At 54.1% G+C, this 12,689-nt stretch carries 13 protein-coding genes; 4 read left to right on the top strand and 9 right to left on the bottom strand.

From position 1 onward, the window contains the following. The gene (locus CPH65_RS19300; RefSeq protein WP_096175360.1) at window positions 1-909 is read left to right on the top strand and encodes an SMP-30/gluconolactonase/LRE family protein; all 909 of its coding nucleotides are present in this window, start codon (window positions 1-3) and stop codon (window positions 907-909) included. Window positions 910-1,223: 314 nt separating this feature from the next. On the opposite strand, the gene CPH65_RS19295 is transcribed toward CPH65_RS19300, so the two are convergent. Continuing rightward, entirely contained in the window at window positions 1,224-1,961 is a 738-nt protein-coding gene (locus tag CPH65_RS19295; RefSeq protein WP_096175359.1) for a GntR family transcriptional regulator, read from the bottom strand. Window positions 1,962-2,437: 476 nt separating this feature from the next. On the opposite strand from CPH65_RS19295, the gene denD reads away from it, so the two are divergent. After that, the gene (denD, locus tag CPH65_RS19290; protein ID WP_096176513.1) at window positions 2,438-3,427 is read left to right on the top strand and encodes a D-erythronate dehydrogenase; all 990 of its coding nucleotides are present in this window, start codon (window positions 2,438-2,440) and stop codon (window positions 3,425-3,427) included. Window positions 3,428-3,723: 296 nt separating this feature from the next. Here denD and ugpC read toward each other — a convergent pair whose 3' ends face one another. The 4 genes from ugpC to ugpB all read right to left on the bottom strand — a co-directional run bounded on the left by ugpC (window position 3,724) and on the right by ugpB (window position 7,898). Next, window positions 3,724-4,773, bottom strand: coding sequence for a sn-glycerol-3-phosphate ABC transporter ATP-binding protein UgpC (gene ugpC, locus CPH65_RS19285; protein ID WP_096175358.1), 1,050 nt, complete (start codon window positions 4,771-4,773; stop codon window positions 3,724-3,726). Window positions 4,774-4,775: 2 nt separating this feature from the next. After that, complete coding sequence (ugpE, locus tag CPH65_RS19280; RefSeq protein ID WP_096176512.1) at window positions 4,776-5,612, bottom strand: sn-glycerol-3-phosphate ABC transporter permease UgpE; 837 nt, start codon at window positions 5,610-5,612, stop codon at window positions 4,776-4,778. A gap of 20 nt (window positions 5,613-5,632) precedes the next feature. Then, entirely contained in the window at window positions 5,633-6,514 is an 882-nt protein-coding gene (ugpA, locus tag CPH65_RS19275; protein ID WP_096175357.1) for a sn-glycerol-3-phosphate ABC transporter permease UgpA, read from the bottom strand. Window positions 6,515-6,584: 70 nt separating this feature from the next. Continuing rightward, on the bottom strand, window positions 6,585-7,898 hold the full coding sequence (ugpB, locus tag CPH65_RS19270) for a sn-glycerol-3-phosphate ABC transporter substrate-binding protein UgpB (RefSeq protein ID WP_096175356.1): 1,314 nt from the start codon (window positions 7,896-7,898) through the stop codon (window positions 6,585-6,587). 194 nt (window positions 7,899-8,092) lie between these two features. Between ugpB and CPH65_RS19265 the strand changes: the two genes are divergently transcribed. Continuing rightward, window positions 8,093-9,013, top strand: a complete 921-nt coding sequence (locus CPH65_RS19265; RefSeq protein ID WP_096175355.1) for a LysR substrate-binding domain-containing protein — start codon at window positions 8,093-8,095, stop codon at window positions 9,011-9,013. Window positions 9,014-9,211: 198 nt separating this feature from the next. On the opposite strand, the gene CPH65_RS25100 is transcribed toward CPH65_RS19265, so the two are convergent. From CPH65_RS25100 to CPH65_RS19250, 4 genes are all read right to left on the bottom strand, one after another. Beyond that, the gene (locus CPH65_RS25100; protein WP_197703916.1) at window positions 9,212-9,382 is read right to left on the bottom strand and encodes an integrase core domain-containing protein; all 171 of its coding nucleotides are present in this window, start codon (window positions 9,380-9,382) and stop codon (window positions 9,212-9,214) included. Further along, on the bottom strand, window positions 9,321-10,022 hold the full coding sequence (locus tag CPH65_RS19260; protein ID WP_197703865.1) for a DDE-type integrase/transposase/recombinase: 702 nt from the start codon (window positions 10,020-10,022) through the stop codon (window positions 9,321-9,323). Before CPH65_RS19260 ends, CPH65_RS25100 begins: the two co-directional genes overlap by 62 nt. After that, window positions 10,019-10,336: a DUF1153 domain-containing protein gene (locus tag CPH65_RS19255; protein ID WP_096175354.1), complete on the bottom strand. Its 318-nt coding sequence runs from the start codon at window positions 10,334-10,336 to the stop codon at window positions 10,019-10,021. The genes CPH65_RS19260 and CPH65_RS19255 overlap by 4 nt, the downstream gene beginning before the upstream one ends. Before the next feature lie 104 nt (window positions 10,337-10,440). Then, window positions 10,441-11,249, bottom strand: a protein-coding gene (locus tag CPH65_RS19250) for an IS5 family transposase (protein WP_371359465.1) whose coding sequence is annotated in 2 segments (ribosomal slippage) — window positions 10,441-10,886 and window positions 10,886-11,249 — 810 coding nt in all. Because the reading frame shifts where the segments join, the coding sequence is not laid out codon by codon here. A 138-nt stretch (window positions 11,250-11,387) separates the two neighbouring features. Here CPH65_RS19250 and CPH65_RS19245 point away from each other — a divergent pair. Beyond that, a complete protein-coding gene (locus tag CPH65_RS19245) occupies window positions 11,388-12,506 on the top strand; it encodes an IS110 family transposase (protein WP_096175353.1) in 1,119 nt (372 codons plus the stop codon). Window positions 12,507-12,689: the final 183 nt, after the last annotated feature.

Below are 12,689 nucleotides of genomic sequence, written 5' to 3'. Positions count from 1 at the left end.
ATGTTTCTCGATCATCTGGAAGTAATCGATCCCGCATTCAAAAAGCTCATCCTGATGAACACACATCTGGAGAGGCTGTGGCAGGGAGCGCGCTGGATGGAAGGGCCGGTCTGGTTCGGCGCCGGGCGGTATCTGGTCTTTTCGGACATCCCCAATTGCAGGATGATGCGTTATGACGATACCGATGGATCCGTGTCGGAATTTCGCAATCCATCCAACAATTCCAACGGCAATACCATGGATCGTCAGGGCCGATTGATCACATGTGAGCATCTGGGGCGGCGCGTGGTGCGAACAGAATATGACGGTAGCCTGACGGTTCTGGCTGACAATTTCAAAGGCAAGAAGCTCAATTCGCCTAACGATGTCATCACCGACACCTCGGGAGCGATCTGGTTCACCGATCCTTCCTATGGCATCGACTGGGAATATGAAGGGGCCAAGCTGGACCATGAAGTCGGATCGAACAATGTCTATCGAATTGATCCGGCGTCCGGAAATCTCGAACTGATCGCAGATGACTTTGTTCAGCCCAACGGACTGGCCTTTTCTCCAGACGAGTCGATCCTCTACATTGCTGACACAGGAGCAACCCACGTTGATGGTGGTCCGGCCCACATCCGGAGATTCAAGGTGGAAGGCTCGAGGCTGTCTGGTGGCGAGGTTTTTGCAACCTGCACCGCAGGCCTGTACGACGGCTTCCGCGTGGACCATCACGGCAACATCTGGTCAAGCTCGGCCGAAGGTGTGCATTGCCTGACACCTGAAGGCGAGTTGATCGGCAAGATCAAGGTGCCGGAAGTGGTCTCCAACGTCTGTTTTGGTGGGCCGAAGCGCAATCGCTTGTTCATTTGCGGGACCACCAGTCTTTATGCGACGTTCCTCAACACCAAAGGTGCAACGATCTAGAGCCGCGTAAAAACAGCGCGCACCATAGCTTTAGTGCAACCGCAGTATTTTAAACAGCGCTGCATCAATCAGGGCAGATAGTCCCGAGAAATTCTCTAGCGCGTAAAGTCACGAAGGCCGCCCTGTCTGCAAGGCGGCCTTTATCTGTTTTGTCGCAAGGCTCCGTCAAATCTGTTGGATGGCGCAGCTTGTCTCGTTTAATTGCATCCGAGCGGTATCATCCCAAGGCATATGATCCTCCATCTTCTCAGCAAAGACGGTGTGACTTCAACCTATTGATGTCGCTTGAAAACTTGTAGATCTAGCTCTTGGAATCAGGTGTCTGATTTTTTCTTTTTGCCTTTTCCCTTTATGGCTTCCGTTTCGAGGCGCAGGCGTGCGTGGTTGGCCTTGCCAGTCATGAGGTGGGTTGTCAATGACGCAGACAAGCGCGCGGCATCCCGCGCAAGGATTGCTTCCATAATCTCTTCATGCTCGGCCATTGTCGTGTCGCGCCAACGCATGTGTTCTGATGACAAGTAGCGGGCACGGAAGAGGGCTGCATTATACTGCCGATGTGTTTCCGCAAGGACGGAATTGTCTGAAAACTGGACGAGCGTGGTGTGATATTCCATGTCGAGCCGGAAGAATTTCATGGAATCCTTGCTGGTTGACAGCTTGATGAGCTGCTTGTGAAGCGCGGCCAACCGGTCAACTTTCTCGTTCGTTGCGCGCTGGATGAGAAGCTTGCCGGCCAGAGCTTCGAGGGCGGCCTGCACGTCGAAGAGATCATTGATCGACTCTGTGGATGGATCGGCGACCCGGGGGCGGCGATTGGGAAGGATTTCGATCAGCTTTTCGGCTGCCAGCTCTCTGATCGCTTCGCGCAAGGGGGTGCGAGAAATCTGCAATTTGTCTGATAGTTCGCGTTCGGATAGAGCCTGGCCGGGTGGCAATGTTCCAACCAGAACCAAATCACGCAGACGTTGCGCTGCAATTTCTGCGAGAGAAATGCGTTTGACTGACATTTCGTCGTCGAGTTGAGACAGCTCAACCTTGTCTTTTCGATTCATGTTCCGGTCCCTATCCAGTTTGCGTATCAGGGTATGCTGAAGTCAATCAAAACACAAAACCTCTCAGAGTGCTAGAATGACATATGGTATTTGGTATACATTTTCATTGAACCAAACGCCAAGACGTGACATAGTTTCGACGTTGGTTGTACGACGTAAATCCTTGTGACTTTCATGCTGCGATCGGAAAGGTTCGTTGCTGTTGGAAGGAACGGGTCCGTATCGCATTGTTCGTGCCGACCGGACGGATTTGTTCAACCAGCCCGTTCTCGTGGAAATGCCGCCAGTCTGTTGGGAGAACACTCTCCAGATTCAGGACATCACAGCGAGGTTCGGCGGACCTCCGTACGACCGAGTACATGCAATTTGCCTTGATTCTCACCCGGCGTGATCGAGAAGGCTGCGCGAGGAACAAAGCCCGAGATGCGGAACACAAGACTGGTGCCTGGATGGTGCCTGATAGGGAGAATGAACGCATGAAAGTACTTGTCATTGGCGCAGCAGGTATGGTTGGTCGCAAACTGTCAGATCGGATTGCCGAGGTGCCAGAGATATTGGGCGGTCCCATCGAAAAACTGACACTGGTCGACGTGATCAAACCGACAGCTCCGAAAAAACTTGCCGACATCAGCGATTGTCAGGCGGTTGATCTCAGGCAGGCTGATGCAGCCGAGACGCTGATTGCAGGCAGACCAGACATGATCATCCATTTGGCTGCAGTTGTTTCGGGCGAAGCAGAAGCTGACTTTGACAAGGGATATGACGTCAACCTGAAAGGAAGCTACTCGCTTCTTGAGGCTATCCGGGCAGAAGGCAAAAAGGAGCCCTACAAACCTCGCTTCCTGTTTGCGTCTTCCATCGCTGTTTTCGGAGCCCCATTCCCTGAAAAGATCACGGACGAATTTTTTACCACCCCGTTGACCAGCTATGGCACGCAGAAAGCGATTATCGAGCTGCTTATTGCTGATTACAGTCGCAGGAACATTTTGGACGGAATCGGTATCCGCCTGCCGACGATTTGTATTCGCCCGGGAAAACCCAACGCAGCCGCTTCGGGCTTTTTTTCCAACATTCTACGCGAACCGCTATCGGGTGTTGAGGCTGTGCTACCGGTTGAGCATCATGTTCGGCACTGGTTCGCAAGTCCTCGCGCTGCGGTTGGCTTTTTCACCCATGCCGCAACCCTCGATCTGGAGAAGGTCGGCCCACGGCGTAATCTGATGATGCCGGGTCTTTCTGCTACCGTCGGGGACGAGATCGCTGCGCTTGAGCGGGTTGCCGGACCCAAGATCGCAGGCCTGATCCGTGATGAGCCGGACGAAACCATTCGCGGAATCGTCGATGGCTGGGCGCGTGACTTTAGCGTCAAGCGTGCTCTGGAACTTGGCTTCACCGCCGAAAAGACCTTTGATGAAATCATCAAGATCCATATCGATGATGAACTCGGCGGGAAAATTGGAGGCTGACGCCTTGACCAATTCCCGTTACTAACACCCTAGTCATATGGAACAGATATCAATTATGATGCCTGTTTCTGTTCCATATGACTAATACTCTGAGTTACGTTTCGTCGACCCGCCAACCGGGCGATTGAGGCGATTGCCACTGCCAGCCCGGTCGCCGTGCGATTTCACGGGGATATTTCCGAAGCTAGCGTTAGATCGTCGAGTGATCCACGGCACGCCGCGTTCTATCATCCTTTGCTCAAGATCCCTGTAGCGTATGCCTACCGGCAATACCACGGACCGCCCACAAGAGCCCATCAAAGCCGCTTGGCCGTGATCGGGTCGAAGATATGCAGGTGGTCCGTTTGGGCGGAGAAGGTCATGTGAGGGTGATCTCTCGTCAAGACATGGACACCGGGAAGGCTGACAGTGATGATCTCGCCTGTGGTGGTGAGATGGCCGTGCAGCAGAGTGTTGGCGCCCAAAGGCTCGGACATATGGACGTCAACGCTGAAGGGGCCGTCCGGATCCGGGATCATTTGCTCCGGGCGTATGCCGAGCTTTACGGGACCGTCTTGTAGTTCGGTTTGAGTCAGCCGGATCTCACCGACCCGTAGGAAGCCGTCCTCGACATGGGCATCGAACACATTCATGGCGGGACTGCCAATGAATTGTGCGGCAAACAGGGTTTGAGGCGTCTCATACACCTCAAGGGGCGTGCCGATCTGCTCGGCGACGCCAGCATTCATGACGATCATCCGATCGGCCATGGTCATGGCTTCCACCTGATCATGGGTCACATAAAGTGATGTTATGCCTAGCTGGGATTGCAGCTCCTTGATTTCGAGGCGCATTTGCACACGCAGTTTTGCATCAAGGTTGGAGAGTGGCTCATCAAACAGGAAGACTGCGGGTTCTCGCACAATGGCGCGCCCCATGGCAACGCGTTGACGTTGGCCGCCTGACAATTGGCGCGGCTTGCGGTCCAGCAACGCTTCGAGTTGAAGCAATTTCGCCGCTTCCTCGACCTTTGCCTCGATCTGATCTTTTGGCAATCTGGCGATCTTCAGACCATAGCCCATATTCTGGCGGACCGACATATGAGGATAGAGCGCGTAGTTCTGGAACACCATCGCGATGTCCCGATCCATCGGTTCCTTGTCATTGGCGCGCTCGCCACCAATGAGGACATCGCCGCTTGTTACCGTTTCCAGACCCGCAACCATGCGCAAAAGCGTCGACTTGCCGCAGCCGGACGGACCGACGATGACGATGAATTCACCGTCGGCTATGTCGAGGCTGATCCCGTGAATCACATGGTCTGCACCGAAGCTTTTCTTGATGTTTTTCAGTTCTACAGTTGCCATAGTTATTTCTCGCTCTCGACCAGGCCGCGGATGAAGAGTTTTTGCATTGACACCACGATGATGACGGGCGGGATCATGGCCAGGATTGAGGTTGCCATGATGACCGGCCATTCCGCGACATCGTCGCCGGAGGGGAACATCTGCTTGATGCCCATAACAATTGTGTTCATGTCCGGGTCAGTGGTGATCAGAAGCGGCCAGAGATACTGGTTCCAGCCGTAAATGAAGAGGATGACGAAGAGCGCGGCGATATTGGTCCGGCTCATCGGGACGACAATATCGATGAAGAAGCGCATCGGTCCCGCTCCGTCGACGCGCGCCGCCTCTGCCAGCTCATCGGGGATGGTCATGAAGAACTGGCGAAACAGAAAGGTTGCCGTCGCCGAGGCGATCAGGGGAAAGATCAGCCCCGCATAGCTGTTGAGCATGCCAAAGCCAGCAACGACCTCAAAGGTCGGCACGATCCGCACCTCGACCGGCAGCATCAGGGTGAGGAAGATCATCCAAAAGAAAAACGTCCGTCCGGGAAAGCGGAAATAGACGATGGCAAAGGCAGATAGCAGCGAGATGATGATTTTGCCGATGGCAATGCCAAGGGCCATGATCAGGCTGTTGACCAGCATGGTGAGAACCGGAACATTGACCCCTGAGAAGAGAGCTGCCTTGTAGTTTTCAAGAAAATGCTCGCCGGGCCAGATCGGCATCGGGGGCGAGACGATTTCGGGTTGGGTGACGGTCGAGGCCACGAAGGCCAGCCAGATCGGGAAGAAGACCACGAGAACACCGCAGATCATGAAGACATGCGTGAGCCACAGGCCCCAGCCGCGCTTCTCGACCATTCCATGCACTTCTTTTGCCATCAGTAGTGCACCTTTTTCTCAATGAATTTGAACTGGACCACAGTCAAAAGGCCGACAACGATCAGCAAGATGACGGATTGTGCAGCGGACGAGCCCAAATCCTGACCAACGAAACCATCAGAGAAGACCTTGTAGACTAGGATCGTGGTTGATTGCTGCGGCCCACCTGCAGTGATGGTGTGAATGACACCGAAGGTCTCGAAGAAGGCATAGACGATGTTGACCACCATCAGGAAGAAGGTGGTAGGCGACAGAAGCGGCAGAACGATCGTGAAGAACCGTCGCCAGAAGCGCGCGCCATCAATGGCGGCCGCCTCAATCACCGATCGCGGCACGGATTGTAGCGCTGCGAGGAAGAAAAGGAAATTGTAGCTGATGCGTCCCCAGGAAGAGGCCACGACAACCAGTCCCATCGCCTCGCCGCCGTTAAGCACATGGTTCCAGTCATATCCCAACTGGCCCAGATACCATGACACAATACCAACGCGGGTGTTGAACATGAAGAGCCACAAGACGCCCGCGACCGCAGGCGCGACCGCGTAGGGCCATATCAGCAAGGTGCGATAGACCCCGGATCCCTTGATCAGCCGGTCTGCGATGACCGCGAGGAATAGGGCTGGGATCATCGAGCAGAGCGTGACCAGTATCGAGAAAATGGCCGTTGTTACAAAGGAGGCCCGATAGAATTTGTCGGAGAGCAGAAACTCGAAATTGCCCAAGCCCACAAATTGGGACGACAGACCAAACGGGTCGGGTATGAAAAGTGATTGCCAGACTGCCTGGCCGGCTGGATAGAAGAAGAAGACTGCCGAGATGATAAGCTGCGGGGCGATCAGCAGCATTGGCAACAGCCAGCCTCGAAATTTGACGCGCTTTTCCACTTTAAGGCCCCGTCATGACGAAGTGAAGCATGGGAACGGGCCCGCTTGTGGGCCCGTTCGATTCTGGACCTTAGCGGTTTGCCTGCTCAAACCGGCGAAGCAAGGCGTCACCGCGCTCTTTGGCGCTATCCATTGCTTCCTGAGCGGTCTTGTCGCCTGACCAGATGGCTTCCATCTCCTCGTCAATGATGCCGCGGATCTGATCAAAGGAGCCAAGACGAATGCCTTTGGAATTCGCGGTCGGCTGGTTCTTCGTCATCTGCTTGACGGCGATGTCGGTGCCCGGATTCTCATCGTAGAAGCCAGACGCCCGGGTGGCTTCGCCCGCAGCGATCGTGATGGGAAGATAGCCGGTATTCTGGTGCCAGGCAGCCTGAACATCCGTAGATGACAGATAGCTCAGGAACTCGCCGACGCCCTTGTATTCAGCGTCATCATGGCCGTTGAGGACCCAAAGCGATGCGCCACCAATGATGGTGTTTTGCGGCGCTTCGGCGACGCTTTTCCAATAGGGCAGCGGACGCACATCGAACTCGAACTTGGCTTCGGACTTGATGCCAGCATAGCCCGCGGAGCTTTCAGTGAAGAGAGCGCAGTCACCGGCGCGGAAGTTTGCCCCGCCTTCATTGCGGCGGCCGGTATAGATGAATTCGCCATCCTTGGCCCATTCGCCCATTTTGGCCAGATGTTTGACCTGAACGTCGCCATTGAGCATGAGTTCGGTATCAAGACCGGCAAAGCCATTCTCTTTCGAGGCAAAGGGGACATTGTGGTAGGCAGACAGATTCTCAAGATGGATCCAGCTCTGCCAAGCGGTGACCATCGGGCAATCCTCGCCGCCTTCCTTGAGTTTGCCAAGCACCTCGTCCACCTGCTCCCAAGTCGAAAGGTCTGTGTCTGGATCAACGCCAGCGGCGGACATTGCATCGCGGTTGACCCAGAGAACAGGAGTGGACGAGTTGAAGGGCAGGGACAGCATGTCGCCATCAGTGTTGGTGTAATAGCCCTTGACCGCGCCAATATAGGCGTCGGGGTCAAAGGTAGCGCCGCTTTTGCTCATGACCTGATAGACAGGTTGCACAGCCCCCTTGGCCGCCATCATCGTTGCTGTGCCGACTTCGAAGACCATCAGAATGTGCGGCTGTTCACCGGCCCGAAACGCGGCAATCCCTGCATTGAGCGTTTCTGAATAGTTGCCCTTGTGGCTCTCGACGACAACATAGTCGCTCTGGCTTGCATTGAAGTCAGCGACCTGAGTCTTGACGAGTTCACCAAGGCGCCCCGTAAAGGCATGCCAGAACTGGATTTCTGTTTGCGCCATTGCTGCAGCAGGCGCCAGCATTGTGCCCGCCAATGCGATGGCTGCGATCATCTTGCTATACATAGGTTTTCCTCCCAATCACCGTGCAAGGTGTCTTATTCCAAGACCCCGACTTCGGTCCTCCAACCTTGTCGACGTCTGTTGCATGGATTAGGACATACGTTACACGCAATGTTTCATAACGCAAGTATCCAATATTTGGAGTAGACATAATGCGGTGTTATGTTTCTGTAGTATTGACGTGTGGAGGGGATGGGATGACATCGATTTTGCGGTTGCGCCAGCTAGAGGCCTTGTTGGCGGTTGCCAATCACGGCTCAATGACCGTGGCGGCCTCGGAGCTTGGAATTTCGCAACCGGCGGTGAGCCGCCTGCTGTCGGATCTCGCAAAGGAAGTGGGCTTCGCTGTCTATGATCGCAAGGATGGCCAGATCGTGCCGACACAGGAAGCGTGCTTCCTGTTGCCAAGCATCCGACAGGTGCTCGAACTGATGCAGCGAATCGCCGATGTCAGCCACGAGATCACGAAAAGGAGGGCAGGGCACATCCGGGTTGCCTGTCTGCCGGGATTCGCAACAAGCCATTTGCCGGATGTTGTCGCGACCTTCCTCAAGGAACGGCCCGGGGTCAGCATGACCATTGAGCCGGACCGGCCGGAGCGGATCCTTGAGTGGATGATCGGGGAGCAGTATGATTTTGGCATCACCGATGGTTTCGCTGGCCATCCATCCCTTGAGAGCAGCTCCGTTGAGATCCGTACCGTGTGCGTTTTTCCTCGTGGTCACCGGCTGGCAGGGCGTGATGTCGTCGCTCCTGCCGATCTCCTCGAGGAGAAGATTATCCATTCACGTCGGGACAGCGAGTTCTTCGGGCGTCTTTCGAGCGCATTTCAGGATGCGCATGTTGCGCTGAACTCCCATATTGAAGTGCGGCAGTTTACGGCGGCTTGCGAATTGGTATGCCGCGGCGCTGGGGTCTCCGTTGTCAGTGAACTCGATGCTGTGCAATTTCGTGAGCGCGGGCTCGACTTCCGCCCGTTCCTGCCCAGAACGCCTCATGTGCTCTCACTCGTTCGGCCACTTCTCTCCCGGCCATCCATGATTACGGCGGAGTTTATGACGAGTTTCCTCAAGAGCCTGAATCCCTATCTGGAGTGTTATCCTGATACCGGCTTATAAGTTCAATGGGACTTGTCAGGGTTTGGTTTCGCGACGAGTGCTTATGTCGGCTGCTTTTCACTCGAAAGCCAAGGGGCTTTTTAGCCGAGAGCTGAAGCTTTTCTTCGCTGATTATAGAAGCCATTGACGGACTCAAAAACTGCCACTCATTGAGACAGCGAAGCCATCCTTGTATTGACCCATCGGAATCTGCACAGTTTATGCTGCTAATTTGAATGCCTCAGCGGGTGTCCGCATGGCGAGTGCTTGGTGCGGGCGGTAATTATTGTAAAAGGCAATCCAATCGCTTATAACCCGATTTGCATGTTTAATGGTTTCGAAGCGGTGTCTGTGAATGCATTGTTCTGATAACACGTTCGACCATTCCATTCTGTTGCGGGCAATGCGGAGTTATGAACTCCTGTTTAAGACCATAACTTCGAACCATGGCTGTGAAGTGCCTGCTGGTAAAAACCAATCCATTGTCAGAGCGGAGCTGGAACTCGCGATCAACTCGACCAAGAGTTCCAAACCGACTGATCAAGGCATGTTCCAGAGCGGCTGTCGCAGTCGTCGCTTTTCCTGTGCGTGATAGATGCCATCCAAGAAGCTCTCGAGTATGGCAATCAATCACCAACGCCAATGATGCCCAGCCGTCCTTTCCCGTCCATACTCGGGCTAGGTCTGTTGACCATCTTTCATTGGGCGCGGTGGCGACAGAAGGCACGGCCTCTATCCGGGGACGCATTCCGACGGCCCGTTTGCGAACGTGCCACCCCTTGATCTGGAAGATGCGCTGTACGGTATTTTTGTTAAAACCCAAGAGCCAGGCAACTGTCCGATAGCCGAAGGACGGTTCCTTCTCGACCATGGCTTTGATCGGCTCAGCAAACCGGGGATCGACTTTGGGTGCTGATTTGGTTGGCCGGTAATAAACGGTCCTGCGAGGAACGCCAAACCATGCGCAGAGCTTGGCAATCGGCACACGCACACCTTCCGATAGGAGGCCCTCATGAAGCGTCCGGATCAATTGTCGTCCTCCCGCTCCATGAGGGCCTGCAACTTTTTTCGTGCACGCAATTCAAGCGTGGCCTCGCCATAGGCTTCCTGAAGATCCTTCAATTGCTTCTCATATTGGGCGTGAATGTCGAGCGGATTGGCTCGAAGAGAGTTCTCCATGCCTCGTTTGGCATCCTCAACCCATCCTTCAATCTCAGAGGGGGAGAGATCATAAGAGCGGCTCGCCTCTGAAACAGATGTTTTTCCCTGAATGATCTCGATCACAAGCGCTGATTGGCGCTTCGCTGTCCAACGTTTGACCTTGCCGTCCATCGTAATACTCATCGCTATTTTCCTTACTTATAGCATGAGCAGATTTTCAATGGCTCAATACACTTCTCTGCTGGCATCTCTCACGAACAGGCAAGGCAACGACGGCTACAGCAGCCCTAGGTTCTGTTGACAAACTTTTTGATCCAAAGCCTTGCTGATACGATGTGAATGAAGTCCAGATAGCTATTTGCCGTTTTGTCATATCGGGTTGCCAGTCGTCTGGCATTCTTGAGTTTGTTGAAGCATCGCTCGATCTGGTTGCGTAATGCATAGACGAAAGGGTCGAGAAAGGGCTGTTTCTTGCGATTTGATCTTCCAGGAATAATGGCAATCCCTCCCTTGCCCTCAACATCCTCTCTGATTGCATTCGCGTCATAGCCCCTGTCTGCAATGAAGACCTTTGGATCTGGCAAATCCTCATCTTGCAACAGGTCATAACCGGTATAGTCGGAGCACTGCCCCGGTGATATCTCGGCCTTGATGGGTAAGCCATGCGCATTCGTGATCAGATGAATTTTCGTCGTGAAGCCACCTTTTGAACGGCCAAAACCTTCTTTTGGAGTCCCCCTTTTGCGCCCGCGGCCTCCTCTCTCGGGACATTGCTAACGCAATGCCCTGCCGGGCAGTGGATGATGGCGCGGGTGACGGTGCTGTCGATCATTTGAACCTGATTTGGTGCGGCGCCACTCTCGTTCAGCGCCTCAAGAACCATTTCCCAGAGACCCGCCAAAGTCCAGCGTCGGAATTGGCGATAGACCGACGACCATTTACCGAACTCCGCCGGCAAGTCACGCCACTGTGCTCCAGTACGAGCAATCCAGAAGACCCCGTCAAGTACCAAGCGATGATCTCCCGCCGGGCGACCGCCACGACCACGGATCGAGTGCATGAAAGGTTCGAAAAATGCCCATTCCGCATCGCTCATCGTCAATCGCAACAAGATAGCCTCCTTGAAAGCTATCTTGAGACCCCATGTCCATGAGAGTGCCGGTGACCCGTCTCGCTATATGCTTAAAACGAGGGTTAACTGAAGCGTCAGAGCCTCAAATATAGGAGACGAGCCGTGGATGATGATATAGCAATTTATGTTGGTTTGGATGTGAGCAAGGAAAAGATAGCCATCGGGCTAGCAGAAGCGGGACGCAAAGGCGAGGTTCGCTATTATGGTGAAATCGCCAACCGTGCTGATGCGGTGCGCAAGTTTGTCGGTAAGCTTGCTGATCGTCATGGTCGCTTGTGTTTTTGTTATGAAGCTGGCCCAACGGGTTATGGCTTGTATCGCCAGCTTACCAGTCTTGGTTATGAATGTCTCGTCGTTGCACCTTCGCTTGTACCCACGCGTCCTGGCAACCAGATCAAAACGGATCGCCGAGACGCTGTGTCTCTTGCAGCCTTTCTGCGCGCAGATGAGCTATCATCGATCTGGGTTCCAGATGAGACACATGAGGCTATGCGAGATCTGTGCCGAGCAAGAGAAGTAGCCGTCTCGAATTTGCGTCGTGCGCGCCAACATCTTCTTTCATTCCTATTGCGCCACGGCAAAATCTTCGAAGGTCGTACCCATTGGAGTAAGGCTCATCGTAATTGGTTGGCTCGACAACGGTTTGAACAACGGGCCCAACAGTTTGCTATGGAAGAGTACATTCACGCGATCAAACAGATTGAAGAACGTCGTGATCGACTTGTCCAGCAAATGCAAGAGCTCCTGCCTGAATGGTCACTTAGTCCAGTGGTTCAGGCGATCCAAGCTCTGCGAGGAGTTGCCCAAATCTCGGCGATGACACTGGTATCGGAAATTGGGGACTTTCGACGTTTCCAAAGTCCTCGCCAGTTCATGGCATGGCTGGGCCTCGTCCCCAAAGAACATTCAACCGGTGCAAGCATATCTCGCGGTTCGATCACCAAAGCTGGTAATACGCGTGCACGACGCATGTTGGTCGAAGGAGCCTGGACCTACAGATTGCCTGCACGCATCAGTCCAGAACTCCTCAAACGGAATGAAGGACTTCCGGAGGAAATCAGAATGATTGCCTGGAAAGTCCAAGTGCGCCTATGCCAGCGCTATCGCCGCATGCAGGCCAGAGGTTGCCTTACCAACATTGTCATAGTTGCGATTGCTCGAGAACTTGCGGCTTTTGTGTGGGCCATTGCCACAACAGTTCTCCTCGCATCACAAAGGTAACGCGACGAAACAGAGTTGGAAAATCATGGACAACAAAAACACAAAGGAGGAGGAGAAGGCTAGTTTATTCCATCAAGCTGCCGATTGTTGGGTGTGGTGGCCGGTCAGGGTAAACCTCGTTGTGATTCTGCGAGCCTGAAACGGTAACACGCGCCAATTTGAGACAGAGGAAGGCCCGAGACG

The sequence above is a fragment of the Cohaesibacter sp. ES.047 genome, assembly GCF_900215505.1.
Classification (GTDB): domain Bacteria; phylum Pseudomonadota; class Alphaproteobacteria; order Rhizobiales; family Cohaesibacteraceae; genus Cohaesibacter.
The sequence above is the reverse complement of the archived record's forward strand: the minus strand, read 5'-3'. Positions and strand labels throughout refer to the sequence as shown.